Source organism: Methylobacterium pseudosasicola, from assembly GCF_900114535.1.
Lineage (GTDB): Bacteria > Pseudomonadota > Alphaproteobacteria > Rhizobiales > Beijerinckiaceae > Methylobacterium > Methylobacterium pseudosasicola.
The window spans coordinates 47695-67145 of record NZ_FOTK01000006.1 but is presented as its reverse complement, the minus strand read 5'-3'; the positions used below and the strand labels follow the sequence as shown (position 1 = coordinate 67145).

Here is a 19451-nt window from a genome sequence, read left to right as displayed (position 1 = left end):
CACGATGCCCGAGACACCCGTCTTCTCCGACAGCGCCGTCGCCGCCCCCCACCACCTCGCCGCCTCGGCTGGCCGGACCGTGCTGGCGCAGGGCGGCAACGCCATCGAGGCGATGGTGGCGATGGCAGCCTCCATCGCCGTGGTCTACCCGCACATGAACAGCATCGGCGGCGACGGCTTCTGGCTGGTGCGCGAGCGCGGCGGCCGGGTGCGCGGCATCGAGGCCTGCGGGCCGGCCGGGCGCCTGGCCACGATCCAGCGCTACCGGGAGAAGGGCTACGACACGATCCCATCGCGCGGCCCCGACGCCATGGTGACGGTGGCGGGCGCGGTCGGCGGCTGGGAACTGGCGTTAGAGCTCTCCAAGGCGCTCGGCGGCCGGCTGCCCCTCGACGTGCTGCTCGCCGACGCGATCACCCAGGCCCGCGACGGCGTGCCGGTCTCGCCGAGCGAGGAGCGCTACAAGCCGCAACCCGGCGACACCCTGCACGAGGCCCCGGGCTTCGCCGCGACCTTTCTCAAAGACGGCAAGCCCTACCAAGCTGGTGAGATCCGCAAGCTGTCAGCCCTCGGGGCGACCCTGGAGCAACTCGCCCATGCCGGGCTCGATGATTTCTACCGGGGCGACATCGCCCACGAGATCGGCACCGATCTGGAGCGCCTCGGCGCGCCGGTGACCCGGGCCGACCTCGAAGCCTACCGCCCGGCCGAGCGCCGGCCGCTGGCCCTGCGCCGGCGCGACGCCACCCTGTTCAACTTCCCGCCCCCGACCCAGGGGCTGGCGGCTCTGATCATCCTCGGCCTGTTCGACCGGCTGACCATCGCAGCCCCGGACAGCCTGGCGCATTACCACGGGCTGATCGAGGCGACGAAGCGCGCCTTCGCGATCCGCGACCGGGTGGTGACCGATTTCGGCCGCCTGCGTCACGACGTGGACGATTTCCTGGAACCCGGCTTCCTCGCCGCGGAAGCCGCGCGGATCGACATGAAGCGCGCCGCCACGCTGCCCCTGCGCGATTCCCCCGGCGACACGGTCTGGATGGGAGCGATCGACCGGGACGGCCTGGCGGTCTCCTACATCCAGTCGGTCTACTGGGAATACGGCTCCGGGGTGGTGCTGCCGCGGACCGGGATCGACTGGCTCAACCGCGGCGTCTCGTTCTCCCTGGACCCGAACGCCGTGAACCCGCTGGAGCCGGGCCGGCGCCCGTTCCACACCCTGATCCCGGCGCTCGCCGCCTTCGACGATGGTCGGGTGATGGCCTACGGTTCGATGGGCGGCGACGGCCAGCCGCAGTTCCAGGCCCAGATCTTCTGCCGCTACGCCGATTACGGCTTCTCCGTCGCCGACGCGGTGGAGGCGCCGCGGCTGCTCTACGGCCGGACCTGGGGGGCGCCGTCGCTGAGCGTGAAGGTCGAGGACCGGTTCGACCCGGCGATCCTCTCGGCCCTGGAGCGCATGGGCCACCAGATCGAGCCGGTCGGCGTGCCCTACAGCGACACGCTGGGCCATGCCGGCATGCTGGTGCGCCGCGCCCGGGACGGGCGGATCGAGGCGATGCACGACCCGCGCTCGGATGGCGGCGCATTGGGGTTCTGAAGCCGCGCTAATCAGCCCGCCTGGACCAGCCAGCAGGCGGCGCGCAGGCTGACGGTGCCGCCCGCCGCGTGCGGGCGCAGGGCGGTGGTGACCGCGGACTCGGCTCGGGCGCGCAGATCGGGCGCGGCCTCGCGCACGAGATGCGAGGTCGGCCCCAGGTTGAGCGCCACATGCGCCGCGGCCTCCACCGCGTCGGCATCGGTGGCGCCCCGGCCGAGCACCACGTCCCGGTCGACCGCGTCGCACGCCACGGTCCCGAAGCCGGCCCCGCGCAGCAGTGCGACCAACGGGTCCGCCGCGGCGAAGCGGAACGGGCCGGGCGTGTCCGGCGGCGGAGGCGGCGGGATCTCGGGCAGCAGCGGCACCACCGCCTCGCGCGGCACCGTCACCCAGAGGTTTTCGGGGAGCGCCCGCCAGCACAGGAAGGTCAGCCGGCCCTCCGGACCCAGCATCCGGCGGATATTGGCGAAGGCCCGGGCCGAGTCCGGGAAGAACATCACCCCGAACCGCGACAGGGCTTGGCTGTAGGTCCCGAGATCGGCATGCTCCACATCCGCCTCGACGAACCGGATCGGTGCGGAGCCCGTCTCCGCCTCGGCGCGACTCCGGGCGACCGCCAGCAGCGGCGCCGAGATGTCCGCACCGGTCACCGCGCCCTGCGGCCCGACCCGGCGGGCGGCCTCCAGGGTCGTGGCGCCCGAGCCGCAGCCGATATCGAGCACGGAGTCACCGGGGCGCAGGGCCGCGCGGTCGAACAGGGCCTCGGTCAGCGGCGCGAACACCGCGTCGAGCACCGCCTGGTTGCGGGCCCAGCGGGTCCCGACCTCGCCGTTCCAGTACTCGGTCTGGGTGATGCCGCCGGTCATCGCCGCCCTCCCCTCAGGCCGTCGTGGCGGCGACCGACAAGTCGGGCTTGTGGTTCAGGGTCTGGAATACGACGCAGTAGCGCTCGGTCAGCTTGAGCAATTGCGCGAGTTTGTCCTCCGGCGCGTCGGTGTCCAGTTCGAAGACCAGCCGAATGCTGCGAAAGCCCACCGGCGCCTCCTTGTCGACGCCCAGCGTTCCGCGAAAATCGAGGTCGCCCTCGGCGCTCACCGTGCCGGACCGGAGCGGGATCTCCAGGGCGGTCGCTACCGCCTTCAGGGTGACACCGGCGCAGGCCACCAGGGCTTCAAGCAGCATATCGCCGGAGCACAGCTCCAAACCGGATCCGCCGCTGGCCGGGTGCAGCCCGGCCTCCGCGATGGCGCGGCCGGTCTCGACCTTGCAGGCGATCTTGGTGTCGTCCAGCGTGCCCCTGGCCTTCAGGGTGACCACAGCCGAATCCGGAGCCGAACGGTACTGGTCCTTGATCGGAGCCTGGAGGGCTCGCAAAGCGGTGGCGTCCATAGGGCGTCGTCCTCTGGGTGATCCGGGCTCCTCTTGGGCGGGAGCATCCCGGATGACGTATAGGGGCGCTGCTCAGGGACGGGAAGCGCGGCCCGTCAGCGCCGCCACCGCCTCGGCCAGGGCGTCGACCTGCGCCTCCTCGTGAGCCGCCGAAAACGCGACGCGCAGCCGCGCGGTCCCGGCCGGCACGGTCGGCGGGCGGATCGCCACCACGAGGAAGCCGGCGGCTTCCAGCGCCGCCGAGATGGCGAGGGCCGCCTGCGCGTCGCCGACCAGCACCGGCACCACGGCGCTCTCGGCCTCGGGCAGGCCCAGGCGAGCGGTGAAGCGCCGGGCGAGCGCCAGCGGCCGGGCCCGGCGCGCCGGCTCCTCCTCGAGGATCGCCAGGGCTTCGAGCGCCGCGGCGGCCGAGGCCGGGGGCAGGCCGGTGGTGTAGACGAAGCTCCGGGCGCGGCTGGTCATCAGGTCGATCACCGGCCGCGAGGCGCAGAGATAGCCGCCATAGGAGCCCAGCGCCTTCGACAGGGTGCCCATCTCCAGCGGCGCCCGCGGCCCGTCCTCGACCACGCCGATCCCGTGGGCGTCGTCCACCAGCGTCCAGGCGTCGAACTCCTCCGCGACGCCCAGAAGATCGCCGATCGGCGCCCGGTCGCCGTCCATGCTGAACACCCGCTCGGTCAGGACCAGGGCGCGGGCGTGATGCGGACGGTGCTCGGCCAGCACCTTCGCCAGATCGGCCGGATCGTTGTGGCGGAAGGTCAGCACCTTGGCCCCCGACAGCCGCGCCCCGGCCCACATGCAGGCATGGGACAGCGCGTCCAGCACCACGAGGTCGCCGCGCCCGGCGAGCGCCGGGGTGATGCCGAGATTGGCGAGATAGCCGCTGCCGAACACCAGGGCGGCCTCGGCGCCCTTGTGCTGCGCCAGCCGCGCCTCCAGCGCCCCGAGAACCGGATGGTCGCCGGTCACCAGCCGCGACCCGCCTGCCCCGGCCCCATAGGCCGCGACCGCTTCCTGCGCGGCGGCGATCACCCGCGGATGGTGCGACAGGCCGAGGTAATCGTTGCAGGAGAACGACACGAGCGCCCGGCCCCCGCGCGCCGCTGCGGCCCCGGACCCGCGCTCGGTGGGCGTCAGCCGCCGCCGCAGGCTGCCGGCCTCCAGGGCATCGAGTTTGGTGCGGGCGAAGGCGTCGAGGCTGTCCATCGGATGGGTGATGGGGCCGCGGGCGCGGCGGATGTCAAGGTGGAAGGGGTCGAGGTACGATTGACACGAAGGCTGTTCCAGTTATGGTACGTTCATTCCAGAACAGGAGTGGCTTTTGGCCCGGCCGAGAGAATTCGATGAGGCGTGCGTCCTCGACGCCGTGATGGAGACCTTCTGGCGGACCGGTTTCGAGGGCACCTCGGCGCAGGCGCTGGTCGACGCCACCGGCCTCGGTCGCGGAAGCCTCTACGCGGCCTATGCCAGCAAGACCGGGCTCTTCGAGCAGGCGCTGCGGCGCTACCAGCGGCGCGCGCAGGACCATGTCGATCAGCTTCGCCAGCCGGGCTCGCCCCTGGCGCGGCTGCGCGACCTGATGGAGGGCATCGTCGAGGCCGATTGCGCCGGATCGGACAGGCGCGGCTGCCTGGCGACCAACAGCGCCATCGAGATGTCCGGTCGCGATCCGCACGTGGCCGAGCTCGTGCGCGACAATTTCAGCATCCTGATTCGGGGGATCGCGGAGACGATCCGGCGCGGCCAGGACGCGGGCGAGATCCGCGACACCGCGGATGCCGAGACCCTGGCGCTGTTCGTGTTCAACGCCGTGCAGGGCTTGCGGGTGCTGGCTAAGACGACGCCCGCACAGGATCGTGCGACGCTGATCGCCGTCATCGACCAGACCTTGGCGGCGCTGAGGTGAGCGCCCCTTTTTTTAGCCAATTATGGAACGAATATTCCAAAACTAGCGCGCGCAGGAGATACCCATGACAGATCGCAAGCCTCCGGTGGCCGTCACCGTCCTCGGCACCGGCCTGATCGGCGCCGCCGTGTCCCGCAACCTCGCCCGCAAGGGTTTTCGTGTCCGGGTCTGGAACCGGACGCCCGAGAAGGCCCGCGCCCTCGCGGCGGATGGCGCCGAGCCGGTCGATCGGGCGGCCGATGCGGTTCGCGGCGCCGACATCGTCGTGACGGTTCTGAAAGATGGTCCCGCCGTGCGCGAAGCCATGACGGCGGCCTTGCCGGGCCTGCCCAAGGGGGCAATCTGGCTCCAGCTCAGCACCGTCGGCGTGGGCGCGATCGAGGCGCTCGCGGGCTTCTCCGCCGAAAACACCCTCGTCCTCTACGATGCGCCGGTGCAGGGCACCCGCCAGCCCGCCGAGCAGGGCCGGCTGGTGATTCTCGCCTCCGGGCCGGTCAGCCGGCGCCCCGAGGCCCAGACCGTCTTCGATGCCGTCGGCCAGCGCACGCTCTGGGTCTCCGAGGCGCCGGGCGGGGCCAGCAGGCTCAAGCTCGCCCTCAACGCGTTCGTGTTCGCCCTCACCCACGGCACGGCCGAATCGCTTGCCATTGCCAAGGTGCTCGGCCTCAATCCAGCCCTGGTGATCGAGGCCGTGACCGGCGGACCGCTCGACAGCCCCTATGTCCAGGCCAAGGGCGGCGCGATGCTCAACGGCGACTACGCCACCAGTTTTTCCGTCGCGAACGGGCTGAAGGATGCCGGGCTGGTCGTCGAAGCGCTCGCCGGAACGGGCATCCGCGCCGACTTGGCTGAAGCCGGTCTCGCCCGCTTCCGGCGGGCGGACCAGGCTGGCCATGGCGGCAAGGACATTGCCGCATCTTTTTTGGTCTGATGGGGGCTCCGATGACGGTCTCTGAAACCCTGCGCCCATCGACCGTGGGAGACGAGGCCGGTTCCGGGCGTCTCCCGGTCGTTCAGCTTCTTGCCTTCACCGTGGCGGGGTTCCTGGCCATCATGACCGAGACCTTGCCGGCCGGCCTGCTGCCGCAAATCGGTGCCGGTCTCGGCGTCTCCGAGGCGGTGGCGGGCCAGACGGTGACGCTGTACGCGCTGGGTTCGGTCGCCGCCGCCATCCCGGTGATCGCCGCGACGCGCAGCTGGAACCGCCGCCCGCTGTTCCTTCTGGCGATCCTGGGCCTGTTGATCTTCAACACGGTGACAGCCGTTTCCGCGGATTTTCGCCTGACGCTCGGCGCACGCTTCATCGCCGGGATGGCGGCGGGCGTCGTCTGGGGGCTGGTCGCCGGCTATGCCCGGCGCCTGGCGCCGTCGCATCTGCAGGGCCGCGCGCTTGCCATCGTCGGCGTCGGCCAGCCGATCGCGCTCTCTCTCGGCGTGCCCCTCGGGGCCTGGCTCGGCAGCCTGTCCGACTGGCGCTCGGTCTTCTGGATCCTGTCCGCGGTCGCCCTGTTCCTGCTCGCCTGGGTGCGGCTGGGCGTGCCCGACTTTCCCGGTCAGGCGCGGGATCGGCGCGTGCCGGTGCGCGATGTCGTCACGATCCCGGGCATCCGGACCGTCCTGCTGGTGCTGTTCGCCTGGATCCTCGCGCATAACAGCCTGTACACCTACGTCGCGCCGTTCCTCGGCACGACCAGCACCGATCTCAGGGTCGATCTCATCCTGCTCGTGTTCGGCGGCGCGTCGGTCGTCGGCATCTGGGCGACGGGCGTGCTGGTGGATCGCCACCTGCGCGCCCTGACGCTGCTGAGCCTCGCCGCCTTCTCGGCCGCGGCGCTGCTGCTGGCGCTCTCGCACGGATCGCCGGTCCTGGTTCTGGTCGGCGTCGTGATCTGGGGCCTGACCTTCGGAGGCGCCCCGACCTTGTTGCAGACGGCACTGGCCGATAGCGCCGGCGAGCAGGCCGACGTGGCGCAATCCATCTTCGTCACCGTCTTCAACCTGGCCGTGGCGGGCGGCGGCGTGGCCGGCGGATTGGTGGTGAATTGGGCCGGCGCCGATCGCCTGCCCTGGACGCTCCTGCCCTTGACCGTCCTCGCGCTGGCGACGACGTGGCGAGCGACGAGTCATGGTTTCCGGGTTGGGGGCCGGGGGGCGTGACGACGGCTGTCGCTCGAGCGCTGCGGCGCGGATTGGCTTCAGCGCGCTATCGATCTTCGCCGCGCCCCGGCACGGGACGAAGCTTTTCCCAGGCGCCGGGCGTCTTCTGCGCGCGGTTCGCCTGTCCCATCGTCGCCGTGAGGTAGATGAACAGGCCCGCGGCCAGGGCGAGAACCGGCCCGAGGGCCATGAGATAGAGATCCGACCAGCGCATTCCCGCAGGCTCCCGGGCCGGCATCGGGCCGTCATCACGGACTACGCTTCCCGCGCGTGGAGGATATGCGTCGCGGTGCACCGAAACCAGAGGGGGCGCTCCGCTTGACCACCCCCGCCAAGCCGCTCATCCCAGCGCCATGACGTCCGATCTCCCCTCCAAAAAAAACCTGTGGCGGCCCTACACGCAGATGCGGTTGGCGCCCTCGCCGCTGGAGGCGGTGGCGACGCGGGGCAGCCGCATCGTGCTGGCCGATGGCCGCGCGCTGGTGGACGGCATCGCGTCCTGGTGGACGGCGGTGCACGGCTACAACCATCCGCACATCGCCGAGGCGGTCGCCGACCAGCTGGCGCGGATGCCCCACGTCATGTTCGGCGGCCTGACTCATGCCCCGGCCGAGCGGCTGGCGGCGCGGCTCGCGGCGCTGCTGCCGGGGGATCTCGACCACGTGTTCTTCAGCGATTCGGGCTCGGTCGCCGTCGAGGTCGCGCTGAAGATGGCCGCCCAGATGTGGCTCAACCGTGGGGTGAGCGGCCGGACCAAGGTGCTGGCCTTCCGGGGCGGCTATCACGGCGACACGATGGGCGCGATGTCGGTCTGCGACCCCGAGGAGGGCATGCATCGCCGCTTCGGCGCCTACCTGCCCAGCCAGGTTTTTTGCGATCTGCCGCGCAGCGCCGCCGAGACCGCGGCGCTCGAGTCGGCGCTGGCCGCCCATCGCGAGACGCTGGCTGCCGTGATCGTCGAGCCGCTGGTTCAGGGCGCGGGCGGCATGGTCATGCACCCGCCGGAAGTGCTGGCGACGATCGCGCGCCTCGCCCGCAGCCACGGCCTGCCGCTCATCGCCGACGAGATCTTCACCGGGTTCGGCCGCACCGGCAGCCTCTTCGCCTGCGAACAGGCCGGGATCGTACCGGACATCATGTGCCTGTCGAAGGCGCTCACGGGCGGCACCATGGCGCTCGCCGCCACGGTCGCCCGGACGGCGGTGTTCGAGGCGTTCTGGTCCGAGGATCCCGCCGCGGCGCTGATGCACGGCCCGACCTTCATGGCCAATCCGCTGGCCTGCGCGGCCGCCAATGCCAGCCTCGACCTGTTCGAGACCGAGCCGCGCCTCGACCAGGCCCGCGCCATCGCGCACCGCCTCGCGGATGGGCTCGCCGGCCTGAAGGGCCTGCCCGGGGTGGCGGATGTCCGGACCCTTGGCGCCATCGGGGCGGTGCAATTCGCCCGCGCCCCCGACCTCCCCGCCCTCAAGGCGGCCTTCCTCGACCGGGGCGTCTGGGTGCGGCCGTTCGGCGACATCGTCTATCTCACCCCCGCCCTCACCATCGAGCCGGCGGATCTCGACCGGCTGATCGAGGCGGTCGTCGCCGTGGTGCCTGAGCAGGCGGCGGCCCTGTCCTGAGCGCGTCCGCAACACGGTCCCGCGAGGCGCGGCGGCGGCGGCCTGCAACCTGGAACCGTTTCTGCCGTTGGGCTCACGGCTGACCATGCGTGCGGCGGCCTACGCCGCCGGACGCTGCCGGAGGGAGTGTACAGTGGCGAGCGAGCAGACGGTTTCGGGCGGCGATCGGCCGGTGATCCTCCTCGTCGAGGACGAGGCGCTGACGATCATGGACCTCGGGGACGTGCTGGAGGATGGCGGTTACGACACGGTGCAATGTGCCTCCGCCGAGCGGGCGCTCAGCATTCTTCAGGCGCGCCCGGATATCTGCGGGCTGGTGACGGACGTGCAGCTCTCGGGGAAGACCGACGGCTTCGACTTGGCGAGTGCGGTGGCCGAGGCCCGCCCGCAATTGCCGATTCTCATCGTGTCCGGGCGGGCGGCCCCCGATCCGGCCCGGATGCCGGCGCATGCCGACTTCATCGCCCGGCCCTGCACGGGCGAGGATATCCTGGACCGGCTCCAGCGTCTGATGCCCTGCTGATGCACCAGGTTTTCGGCGCCCGTCATCGCAGCGTCACCCGTCCGCGCCACACGATCCCGAGCGGCCGCAGGACGGGAGTGGATCGTGCAGCTTCAGGATGGTCCGGCGGCCGCCGGCATAGATGCGGGCGCTCCGGTGGGCGACAGGCAGAAACGCGATCGTGAGATCAAGGACGCGGCCGCGTCGGAGGGCTCCTCCAAGAAGATGCGGCCGCCCAACGTGCGCAGCGTCGGCTGGGCGCTGGTGCAGGCGGCGCGCCTGCATCGGGCGCGCACCGGCGACCGGCTGGCCAAGCTCGGCCTCTTCGCCGGGCAGGAGCAGGTGGTGCAGGCCCTGGCCGCGGCCGGCACCATGACGATGGGCGATCTCGCCGCCCTCCTGCGGGTGCGGCCCCCCACCGCCTCGAAGACGGTGACCCGCCTCGCGGCGCTCGGCATCGTCGAGCGCCGGGCCGAATCGGGCGACGGGCGCGTGGTCCGGGTGCAGCTCACCGAGGCCGGCCTGGCGAAGGCCGAGGCGATCGAGCGGATCCAGGAAGAGGTTGAGGCGGAATTGCTCGACCATCTCGACAAGACCGACCGGCGCCGCCTGCGCAAGCTCCTGCGCAAGGCCGCCCGCGGCCTCGCCGAGGCGGCCGGCGCCTCCGGCCAGATCACCGAGGTCGACGCCGAGATCGAGGCGGAAGACGAGGCTGAGGCGCTCTCGATCTGAGAGCTTCAAAAGCATCATCCCGAAAGGTGGGTGCCACCTCTCGGGATGAACCTGTCGCAGGATGATGTCGGACAGCCGGGTTCCGCTTCAGGCCGCGCGCTTCCAGGCCGGGAACGGGTCCGGCAGGTGGCGATAGGCGTCCGGATCGAAGGCCGCATCCGTGCCGGTCTCCACCAGGCAGGCATCCAGGGCGGCGGTGAGCGCCTCCCGGTCCATGCCGGTGCCGATGAACACAAGTTCCTGGCGCCGGTCGCCCCAGACCTCGCTCCAGACCGCGTCGAGGCGCTCGCGGAACTCGAGCGCATCCGGCCAGCGCCGGCGCGGCACGGCCGACCACCAGAAACCCATCGCCGAAACGCGAGCCACGGCGCCCGCCAGCGAAAACTCCCCGACCCAGTCCGGCCGCGTCGCCAGCCAGAAATGGCCCTTGGCCCGGATCAGCCCCGGCCAGGTCGCGTTGACGAAGGCGTTGAACCGCTCCGGATCGAACGGCCGCCGGGCCCGATAGACGAACGAGGAAATCCCGTATTCCTCCGTCTCCGGCACGTGTTCGTGGGCGCCGTACAGCTCCTTGAACCAGAGCGGGTGAGCCTGCGCCTTCTCCTCGTCGAACCGCCCCGTATCCAGGATCGCGTCGAGGGGCGCACGCCCGTGATCGGTCTCGACGATATGGGCGTCGGCGTTCAGGCCGCGCACCACCGAGCGGACCAGGGCGAGGTGCTGGGCCGAGACGTCCGGTGCCTTGTTGATCACCACCACGTCGGCGAACTCGATCTGCTCCACCAGCAGGTCGACCAGGGTGCGGGTATCCTCGGCGCCCGCGGTCTCGCCGCGCTCGCGCAGGAAGGCGGCCGAGCCGTAATCCTTGAGCAGGTTCACCGCGTCGACCACCGTCACCATCGTGTCGAGGCGGGCGAGATCGGAGAGCGAACGGCCCGCCTCGTCCCGGAACGAGAAGGTCGAGGCGATGGGCAGCGGCTCGGCGATGCCGGTGCCCTCGATCAGCAGGTAGTCGAACCGCCCCGCCTCGGACAGGCGCCGGACTTCCTCCAGCAGGTCGTCCCGCAGGGTGCAGCAGATGCAGCCGTTGGTCATCTCGACCAGCGTCTCGTCGGTCCGGGACAGGTCGGCGCCGCCGGCCCGCACGAGGTCGGCGTCGATGTTCACGTCGCTCATGTCGTTGACGATCACGGCGACCCGGCGGCCGTCGCGATTGTTGAGGACATGGTTAAGCAGCGTCGTCTTGCCGGCCCCGAGGAAGCCGGAGAGGACGGTGACGGGAAGGCGGGGATCGGGCTTGGTCATAGTCCGAGAAAAACGTTATAACGTTTCAAAGTCAACCGCCGCCGGAGGCCTCTGTGAAAGGCCGCCGGACCAGAATGTTGCAATGATGTAACGTTTCCAATCGATCGCTGCGGGACACGCGATCCGCCCTTGCATCAATCCACTTCGAGGCGTGAATGAAACATTATAACACCGTGTGAGTCTCGATGCCTTCTTCGCTCCGTCTCGCTTTCCTGGCCGGCACGATCCTGTCCGCCCCCCTGTGCACCGGTTTTCTGACGGCTCCGGCGCAGGCGCAGTCGGCTGTGACCCTCGACCAGATCAGCGTCACTAGCCCCAGCCCGATCCAGACCGGTCAGCCCACGGTCGGGACCACGGCCCCGCTCCAGACCGGCATCCTGCCGGTGGCGACCAATACGTTCTCGCCCGTCACCGTGGTGACCCAGGACCAGATCGCCCGCGACCAGCCCCGGACCCTGGGCGACGCCCTGTTCGACCGGCCCGGCATCTCCTCCACCACCTACGCGCCGGGCGCGGCCTCGCGGCCGATCATCCGCGGCCTCGACAATGCCCGGGTGCGCATCCAGGAGAACGGCATCGTCAACGGCGGCGTCTCGGATCTCGGCGAGGACCACGCGGTGCCGGTGAACCCGCTGGTCTCCGACCGGATCGAGGTGATCCGCGGTCCCGCGACCCTGCGCTACGGCTCCGGCGCCATCGGCGGCGTGGTCTCGGCCGACAACAACCGGGTGCCGACCTTCATCCCGGCCAACGGCGTGCAGGGGCAGGTCACCAGCGGCTTTTCCAGCGTCGATAACGGCCGGCTCGGCGCCGCCACCGTGGATGCCGGCGGCGACGGGATCGCGGTCCATGCCGACGGGTTCCGGACCGCCAACGACAGCTACGCGATCCCCGGGGGGATCCAGCGCAACTCCTACAACGAATCGCAGGGCGGCGCGGTTGGCATCTCGGCGATCGGCGACCGCGGCTTCGTCGGAATCTCGTTCAGCCACTACGACGCGATCTACGCGATCCCGGGCGGCGTGGCCGAACAGGACCGCACCCGCCTGACCCCGAACCAGGACCGTGTCCTGTCGCGGGGCGAGTACCGGCCACTGGACGGGCCGTTCGAGGTGATCCGCTACTGGGCGGGCTACTCGGTCTACCGCCACAACGAGGTCGGCATCGGCGAGGACGGGATCGAGGGCATCCAGGCGATCTTCAAGAACCGCGAGGCCGAGGGGCGCCTGGAGCTCCAGCACGTCCCGGTCGATACGCCCTTCGGCCGGCTCACCGGCGCGCTCGGCTTCCAGTCGGACCGGCGGGTGATCAACACCCAGCTCGAATCGTTCCTGCCCAAGACCGAGTCCCGGGCCAACGCGGTCTACCTGTTCGAGGAGCTGGAGCTGCGCCCCGGCACGCGGCTCCAGGCGGCGGGCCGCTACGAGGTCGATCGGCTGTCGAGCACGGCCGCGCAATTCCCCGCGGACTTCACCCCGGTCGACGGACAAGATCCGTTCCAATACGCCCGGACCCGGCGCTTCGCCCCGAAGAGCGCCAGCATCGGCGCCCTCCAGGACCTGCCCTTCGGCTTCGTGGCGAGCCTCAACGGCTCCTATGTCGAGCGCGGACCCACCGGCTACGAGCTGTTCTCGCAGGGGCCGCACGACGCCACCGCGACCTTCGAGATCGGCAATCCGGACCTCAAGAAGGAGCGCGCCCGCACGATCGAGGCGAGCATCCGCCGGGCCGAGGGGCCGCTGCGCCTCGACGCCACCGGCTATTACACGCGCTATACCGGCTTCATCTACCGCAACTTCACTGGGCTGACCTGCGGCGACGACTTCGCCTCCTGCGGCAGCGACACCGAGAACCGGCAGGTCGTCTACCAGCAGCAGAACGCCACCTTCTACGGCGCCGAGATCATCGGCCAGTACGACCTCCTGCCGGTCGGCAACGGTTTTGCCGGCATCGAGGCGCAGTTCGACTTCGTGCGCGCCCAGTTCGACAACGGCACCAACGTGCCGCGCATCCCGCCCTACCGGCTCGGCGGCGGCGTCTACCTGCGGGCGGACGGCTGGTTCGCCCGGGTGAACCTGCTCCACGCCTTCGACCACCAGGCGACCGCCCTGTTCGAGACCCCCACCCCCGGCTACGACGACCTGCGCGCCGAGCTGAGCTACACGAAGGCGATCGACCCGGCGGTCTACGGCGCAAGCACGATCACCCTCGGCGTCCAGGGCCGCAACCTGCTCGACGCCGACATCCGCAACTCGACCTCGTTCAAGAAGGACGAGATTTTGTTGCCGGGCCGGAACGTGCGGTTGTTTTTGACCGCGCGGTTCTAGGGAGAACCCAGGGCGGCGCGCGATCCCCGTAGGTGGCGCATCACTGGGTCACTTCGCTGCGCTCGTGATGACGGTGAGGGCCGTGCTGACAGCGGCCTCCGATCGAACGGCCGGAAGATGCTCCATGCTGCCGAGGCTGTGAACCCGAGCGGTCGCGCGGCTATAATCGCGCCGTCCCGATGGCCGGCCCGGACGAGAGCTGAATGGCGAGCGCATCTGCACCGATCCGCGTCGGCCTGATCGGCTACGGTTATGCCGGCAAGACCTTCCACGCCCCGCTGATCCGGGCAGTTCCGACGCTCGACCTCCGGGTGGTCGCATCGCGCGACCCCGCCAAGGTCCGGTCCGACCTGCCCGGAATGGCCGTCGTCACCGATCCCGCCGCGGTCGCCACGTCGGACGGCGTCGACCTCGTGGTGATCGCCTCGCCCAACGACACGCACGCGCCCCTGGCCCGGATCGCTCTGGAGGCTGGCAAGCACGTGGTCGTCGACAAGCCCTTCACCCTCGACCTTGCGGAGGCGCGCGGCCTGGTCGCGCTGGCGCGGCGCCACGGTCGGATGCTGTCCGTCTTCCACAACCGGCGCTGGGACAGCGATTATCTCACCGTCCGAAAAGCCATCGCCGCGGGTGCCATCGGCAAGGTCCGGCACTTCGAATCGCATTTCGACCGGTTCCGCCCACAGGTCCGCGATCGGTGGCGGGAGGGGGCCGGCCCCGGCGGCGGGATCTGGTACGATCTCGGGCCCCACCTCGTCGATCAAGCGCTCCAGCTGTTCCGCCTACCCGACCGGATGACCGCCAACCTGGCGCGACTGCGTCCCGGTGCGCTCGCCGACGATTGGGCCCATGTGGTGCTGGACTATCCGGACCTGCGCGTGGTGTTGCAGGCCAGCATGCTGGTCGCCGGCGGATCGCCCCGCTTCGTCGTCCACGGCGAGGCTGGCAGCCTCATTAAGGAGCGCCTCGATATCCAGGAGCAGCAGCTCCTGGCCGGCATGGCCCCTGGCGCGTCGGGATGGGGCGCGGATCCGGACGGGCTCGCGATCCACGACGGCACCGGGCATGTGGAGCGTATGCCGGCGGTCGCCGGCGACCAGCGGCGCTACTACGAAGGCGTGGCGCGCCAGCTCACCCGGGGCGCGATCGAGTCTTCAGCGGCGCTGGAGGCGCTTCAGGTGATGGCCTGCATCGAGGCGGCCCTGATCTCGGCGCGGACCGGGACGTCCGTCGCGCCGGCGCTCACGGCGGAAGAGCGGGATATAACCCGGATCGCGGGGTATGGCGCCGCATCGCCACGCGCGTGAGGCGGAAGGGCGTAGCCAAACTCAAGTCGACGCCTTGTAACTGAATGCCGCTCTTCGGTGCGCTAGGGAGGCGCACAGCCCGTTATTCCGGGGCGCCGCAGGCGAGCCCGGAATCCAGAACCGGCGACGGTGCAAGCGCCTGCTCCACCTATGGTTCTGGATTCCGGGCTCCGCTTCGCGGCCCCGGAATGACGGTGTGGTTTGCTGGGCCGTCGCGTGTCTCCGCTCAGCGAGCCACCGAACGGAAACTCCGGCCCAGCCGCCGCCAACCCGCCACGAGGCCGGTGAGCGCGATCCCGGCCGCGAGCAGGTTCAGGACCCACTGCGCGGCGTCGCGCAGGGCGGGCCGGCCTGTGAGGAACGGCAGGTCGAGGCGGTGCGGGGCGTCGAACAGCCAGCGGTTGATGCGGCCGGAGCGGTCCAGCCGCTGGAGGATCGTGCCGTCGCGCGGGTCGATGTGGAGCCAGGTGGCGGCCGGGTCGTCGAAGCGCAGGCGCAGGACCGGCAGGGGCCGCGGGTCCACCCCGTGCGGATACCAGTAGGAATCGTAATCGACGATCTGCCGGGCGGCCCGGAGGTGTCCCTCCGGAATGGCCGCGGCGGCGGCTTCCGCCAGGGTGGCGGCGTCGGGACCAGGGCCGCCGTCCGGGGCGACGGCGCAGAGGCTGCCGGGCGCCTCGGCGATCAGCCACCAGCGGCCGCCGATCGCGGTGAAGCGTACGGCCCGGGCGTCCGGGCCGGCGAGTTTTGAGAGTCGCCGGACATCGACGCCGATGGCGCCGGGCGTCCCGACGTAGGCGGTGCTCATTCCGCCGGGCGGGGCGCTCGACGCGAACCAGCGGTTCGGGTTCATGGAGATCCAGCCGCTCAGGATGAACGCCCCGAGCCCCAGCCCGCCCACGAGGCCGAACAGGTGGTGCCAACGCGCCAGCCCGCGATAGGGCGTCACGGTGCCCCTGGCGTAGCGGCGGCGCAGGCGCAGGCGCCAGATCCCGATGGTGAGGCCGCTGAGCGCCCCGAGGGCGGCCAAGCCCGAGAGCCACAGCAGCACCGTGCGCCACAGCTCCGCCCGGGCGCGCAAAGGCGTCAGGTAGATCCAGTGCGGCACCGAGCCGAGCCAGTTCCAGGCGCGCTCGGACCGGGTCGTGTCGAGGGCGATCTCGCCGGTGACCTGCGAGACGTAGAGCTCAGTCCCCGCGGGATCGCCGAGGGCGACCTTGTGGAACGGCCGGAGCGGGTCGTAGCGGGCGGTGACGGTCCACTGGTCCCGCTCCACCGGCTCGACGCGGGCGCCCGGCCATTCCCCGGCGGCGAGCCGCAAGGCCGCCTCCGCGTCGACCGGGCCGAGCCGCGTGCCGGTCCGGCCTGAGATCGTCGCCCGCGCCCCGTCGCGACCGGTGATCCGGTAGACCGGCTCGGCGCCGCGCATCTCCAGGTCGAACGCCGCCGGCACGCCCGCGACACCGCCGGCCGGGAGCGCCGCATCGGGCGCGACCGCGACGTCGCCCCAGGCGATCGGTGCCAGGCGCGCGAGGCGCTCAGGCGGCGTGAGCGCCGGGAACGGCACGTAGAGCATCACCAGCCCGGAGCCGATCCACAGGGCGAAGAACAGGGCCGTTGCGATCCCCGCCCAGCGGTGGAACAGGAGCAGCCAGCGGCGCGCGATTTTGCCGGCCCAGCGCCTCACCAAGTCACCGTGTAGGCGAGCTCCACCGAGCGCGGCCGGCCGAGCAGCCAGTTGGTGCCGACGCCGTTCACGGCGTTGCCGCTGATCGCGTAGACCTTGTCGAACAGGTTGTAGACCCGCAGGCTCAGGCGCGAATCCGCAGTCACTTGATGGTCGAGCACAAGATTGACGAGGTTGTAGGCCGGCCGCCGGGCCGTGTTGGAGAAATCGCTGTAGACCTGTCCCACATTCTGGAGCCCCACGCGCGCCGTCCAGTCGCGCGAAAAATCCCAGGTCAGCCAAAGATTGGCGACCCGCTCGGGCACGTCGATCGGCTGGTTGCCGGCATACGAGACGGTCGTGCCGTTCACGCTCTGGTCGAAGGCGTCGTATTGCGCGTGCAGCAGCGCGAGATTGCCGTCGAGCCGCCAGCCGGGGGCGAACTGCCAGCCCAGCGCCAGCTCGAAGCCCTGGGAGGATTGGCTCCCGACCTGGGTCGACAGCGTCGGCTGGCCCGGCACGGCCGAGATCAGGTTGTCCTTGACGATCCGGTAGCCAGCCACCGTCCATTCGAGGGCTCCGTCGAAGGCGAGCCCCTTGGCACCGATTTCGATCTGCGTGCCGGTGGCGAGCTGGAACCCCGCGAGCGACTGATTGAGCGTGATGAGGCTGTTCACCGGGTCGGTGGCGAAGCTGTACTGCGCGTAGAGCGCGCTGTCCGGCGTCGGGTTGTAGACGAGGCCGAACCGATAGCCGAGGGCCCGGTAGGTCTTCTCGAATTGCGATCCGGTCTGCAGGTCCTGCCGTTGCAGCGTCGGCACGTCGAGCCGCACGCCCGTGAGGAACGAGAGTTTTTCGGACAGGATCACCCGGTCCTCGGCGAAGACCGAGGCCTGGCTGGTCTGCGTGGCGTAGGCCGGACGCGCCCGACCGTCCTGCGGGAAATAGCCCGGATCGTAGCCGGTCAGCGGCACGCTGGTGGGCTGGTCGAAGTAGAAATTGTTCGTGTGGCGGAAGTCGATGTGGTTCACGTCGAACCCGACCGCGAATGCGTTCGGCAGGCCGAACAGGCTGCCCTTGACGCTGGCGTCCAGGCGATTCCCGACCTGCTCCTGGCTGTGGTAGATCTCAAGATAATCGCCGCGATCGACCAGTCCAGTCCCGCGGTTGTAGCTGTATTGCTCGGTATCGAGCCAGTGACGCCGGCTGGTGAGACGGTAGGCGGTGTTGCGCACGGTAATGTCGGCCGAGGGCGTCCACTCGGTCTTGAACTGGGTCCAGTTATCCGCCCAGGTGATCTTCGCGTCGCGGACGTTGTAGTTGTTGAACCGGATCAGGTCCGGGATTTTTCCTTCGACCAGGGGCGTGCCCCAATAGCGCGTGGGCTCTTGGTAGCCGAGATCGTGGCTGACCGTGAAGGCGAGGTCCGGGCTCGGCTGGAACAGAAGGGCGGCCGAGACCGCGAGGTTGCGGAAATCGCCCTCCGGCCGGATCCAGCCATCCGCGCGGTTGCCGCTGACGTTGAGACGATACGCGAAGGTCTCGCCGAATTCCTCCCGGCCGAGCGCGCCGCCGGAATCCAGCGCAAGCCGCGCGACGCCGTCGGTGCCGATGACCGCGCGGGCGGTGTTGATCGGCACGAAGACCGGCTTCTTGGGCACGACGTTGATCACCCCGCCGATGGCGCCGTCGCCGTAGAGCACCGAGGACGGCCCACGCAGCACCTCGATGCGCTCGACGTTCCAGGTGTCGAACGGGAACGTGACCGTGTTGGCGCCGACATAGAAGCGGGTGCCGTCGTAGAGCTGCTGGATCGAGTTCGGCCCCGCGAAGCCGCGGGCAGTGAACGCGCCGTTGCCGTTGCCCGGCGCCGCGATCGTGGTGATGCCGGTGGCGTCCTGCGTCACGGCCTCGGCGATCGTGTCCTGGCCGCGCAGCCGCGCGGTCTCGCCGGACACGATGTCGACGCTTGCGGGTGTCTCCAGCGGCGTCAGGCCGAGCCGGCTCGCGGTCCGGTCGGGGGTGCGCAGGTTCAGCCCGATCGGGGCGGCGCGGGTCAGGCTGACGCCGCCCTCCCCCTCGACGGAGAGCTGATCGAGGGCGACGGTCTCCTGGGATGCGGCCGGGCTTGCCAGGAAGGTGAGGAGGGCACCGCAGAGCGACGCGCTCCGGCTGCGGGGCGGGTTGTTGGATCGTGACATGGCGTGTGTAGGTCCGTGCGCGGCGACCGCCGGCCCGGATGCCCTAAAGGCAACGTAATAACATTGCAATCATCAGTGCGTGCTGGAACCCGCTCCGCCACGGCGCAGGGCCTCGGACGAAGGATCGGGCCGCGCGGGAACGCGGCCGGGATCGGCACGACATAGGAGGGCATCGAGAACCGGGACGCGGGCGCGCTTGCTGTGGCACGTCACCGCGAACGAGGCCGCGCCGACCGTGCTCGCGCACGACCGGCTCGACACCCGCCAGGACACCCCGCCCAGCGCGTTTCGCGTGTGACCACGGCTGACGGCAGGTCTCCTGGCTCGCGGGTCGCCGCCCTCGCACCGTCTTCCCGGGCCAAAGAACCCAGTGACGTGGTGGTGAAGGGCTCACCGCTCACAGTTGCGGGGACAGCCGCGGTTTCGGGAAAGACTCCCTCACCGCGTTCCCTTTTGATCCCCGAAGGGAACCGTCAGGCCGTAGCTTGGCTGTATGGCGGCGGGGCGTCAAGCGTGTGGATATCTGCGGTTGTCGCCGAGCCGCTGGCGCCCGAGGCCGGGTGGGCTGGACGCACGAATGGAGGCGCGCTGCGCGACCGGTCTTGATGAGCCGGCGTTGGCAATATTTGGCATCTTATCGGCAAAAATATTTCTTATTTTTGATGTTTTTGTCGCGTCGCTCGCCTATCAAAGTTGCATTTTACCCAATCGTTTCGGATAGGTGTTTCAATTGCATT

Annotated in this window: 16 protein-coding genes and 1 riboswitch; of the genes, 9 read left to right on the top strand and 7 right to left on the bottom strand. The window is 70.3% G+C overall.

All coding sequences use genetic code 11. The annotated features are described in order from the left end of the window. The first annotated feature begins 4 nt into the window (after nucleotides 1-4). Complete coding sequence (locus BM228_RS08055; protein WP_092038840.1) at nucleotides 5-1600, top strand: gamma-glutamyltransferase family protein; 1596 nt, start codon at nucleotides 5-7, stop codon at nucleotides 1598-1600. 11 nt (nucleotides 1601-1611) lie between these two features. On the opposite strand, the gene BM228_RS08050 is transcribed toward BM228_RS08055, so the two are convergent. The 3 genes from BM228_RS08050 to BM228_RS08040 form a co-directional block, all read right to left on the bottom strand. Then, on the bottom strand, nucleotides 1612-2466 hold the full coding sequence (locus BM228_RS08050; RefSeq protein WP_092038839.1) for a class I SAM-dependent methyltransferase: 855 nt from the start codon (nucleotides 2464-2466) through the stop codon (nucleotides 1612-1614). 13 nt (nucleotides 2467-2479) lie between these two features. Next, nucleotides 2480-2989, bottom strand: coding sequence for an OsmC family protein (locus tag BM228_RS08045; protein WP_092038838.1), 510 nt, complete (start codon nucleotides 2987-2989; stop codon nucleotides 2480-2482). Between the two features lie 72 nt (nucleotides 2990-3061). After that, nucleotides 3062-4195, bottom strand: coding sequence for an aminotransferase class I/II-fold pyridoxal phosphate-dependent enzyme (locus BM228_RS08040; protein ID WP_092038836.1), 1134 nt, complete (start codon nucleotides 4193-4195; stop codon nucleotides 3062-3064). Nucleotides 4196-4310: 115 nt separating this feature from the next. Between BM228_RS08040 and BM228_RS08035 the strand changes: the two genes are divergently transcribed. The 3 genes from BM228_RS08035 (at nucleotide 4311) to BM228_RS08025 (ending at nucleotide 7052) form a co-directional block, all read left to right on the top strand. Further along, nucleotides 4311-4895 (top strand): TetR/AcrR family transcriptional regulator, encoded by a 585-nt coding sequence (locus BM228_RS08035; protein WP_092038835.1) that lies wholly within the window; start codon nucleotides 4311-4313, stop codon nucleotides 4893-4895. A 64-nt stretch (nucleotides 4896-4959) separates the two neighbouring features. Then, nucleotides 4960-5826 carry an NAD(P)-dependent oxidoreductase gene (locus tag BM228_RS08030; RefSeq protein ID WP_092038833.1) on the top strand — a complete coding sequence of 289 codons (867 nt, stop codon included), beginning with the start codon at nucleotides 4960-4962 and terminating at the stop codon, nucleotides 5824-5826. A gap of 11 nt (nucleotides 5827-5837) precedes the next feature. Further along, entirely contained in the window at nucleotides 5838-7052 is a 1215-nt protein-coding gene (locus tag BM228_RS08025; RefSeq protein ID WP_092038832.1) for an MFS transporter, read from the top strand. 46 nt (nucleotides 7053-7098) lie between these two features. Here BM228_RS08025 and BM228_RS34595 read toward each other — a convergent pair whose 3' ends face one another. Continuing rightward, nucleotides 7099-7266 (bottom strand): hypothetical protein, encoded by a 168-nt coding sequence (locus tag BM228_RS34595; protein WP_167367691.1) that lies wholly within the window; start codon nucleotides 7264-7266, stop codon nucleotides 7099-7101. A gap of 139 nt (nucleotides 7267-7405) precedes the next feature. Here BM228_RS34595 and BM228_RS08020 point away from each other — a divergent pair, with 139 nt between their 5' ends. The 3 genes from BM228_RS08020 (at nucleotide 7406) to BM228_RS08010 (ending at nucleotide 9908) form a co-directional block, all read left to right on the top strand. Continuing rightward, a complete protein-coding gene (locus BM228_RS08020) occupies nucleotides 7406-8674 on the top strand; it encodes an adenosylmethionine--8-amino-7-oxononanoate transaminase (RefSeq protein WP_092038830.1) in 1269 nt (422 codons plus the stop codon). A 133-nt stretch (nucleotides 8675-8807) separates the two neighbouring features. Next, complete coding sequence (locus BM228_RS08015; RefSeq protein ID WP_092038829.1) at nucleotides 8808-9197, top strand: response regulator; 390 nt, start codon at nucleotides 8808-8810, stop codon at nucleotides 9195-9197. Between the two features lie 84 nt (nucleotides 9198-9281). Beyond that, nucleotides 9282-9908: a MarR family winged helix-turn-helix transcriptional regulator gene (locus tag BM228_RS08010; RefSeq protein WP_092038827.1), complete on the top strand. Its 627-nt coding sequence runs from the start codon at nucleotides 9282-9284 to the stop codon at nucleotides 9906-9908. An 87-nt stretch (nucleotides 9909-9995) separates the two neighbouring features. On the opposite strand, the gene zigA is transcribed toward BM228_RS08010, so the two are convergent. After that, the gene (gene zigA / locus BM228_RS08005; RefSeq protein WP_092038826.1) at nucleotides 9996-11213 is read right to left on the bottom strand and encodes a zinc metallochaperone GTPase ZigA; all 1218 of its coding nucleotides are present in this window, start codon (nucleotides 11211-11213) and stop codon (nucleotides 9996-9998) included. Nucleotides 11214-11398: 185 nt separating this feature from the next. Between zigA and BM228_RS08000 the strand changes: the two genes are divergently transcribed. Then, entirely contained in the window at nucleotides 11399-13540 is a 2142-nt protein-coding gene (locus BM228_RS08000; RefSeq protein ID WP_208612001.1) for a TonB-dependent receptor, read from the top strand. A gap of 203 nt (nucleotides 13541-13743) precedes the next feature. Beyond that, nucleotides 13744-14847 carry an oxidoreductase gene (locus BM228_RS07995; protein ID WP_092038824.1) on the top strand — a complete coding sequence of 368 codons (1104 nt, stop codon included), beginning with the start codon at nucleotides 13744-13746 and terminating at the stop codon, nucleotides 14845-14847. Between the two features lie 226 nt (nucleotides 14848-15073). Here the strand turns inward: BM228_RS07995 and BM228_RS07990 are convergent, their stop codons facing one another. Further along, complete coding sequence (locus BM228_RS07990) at nucleotides 15074-16534, bottom strand: peptidase (RefSeq protein ID WP_092038822.1); 1461 nt, start codon at nucleotides 16532-16534, stop codon at nucleotides 15074-15076. After that, nucleotides 16531-18714, bottom strand: coding sequence for a TonB-dependent receptor (locus BM228_RS07985; protein ID WP_092038820.1), 2184 nt, complete (start codon nucleotides 18712-18714; stop codon nucleotides 16531-16533). The genes BM228_RS07990 and BM228_RS07985 overlap by 4 nt, the downstream gene beginning before the upstream one ends. Before the next feature lie 292 nt (nucleotides 18715-19006). Continuing rightward, nucleotides 19007-19204, bottom strand: a riboswitch (cobalamin riboswitch). Between the last annotated feature and the right edge of the window lie 247 nt (nucleotides 19205-19451).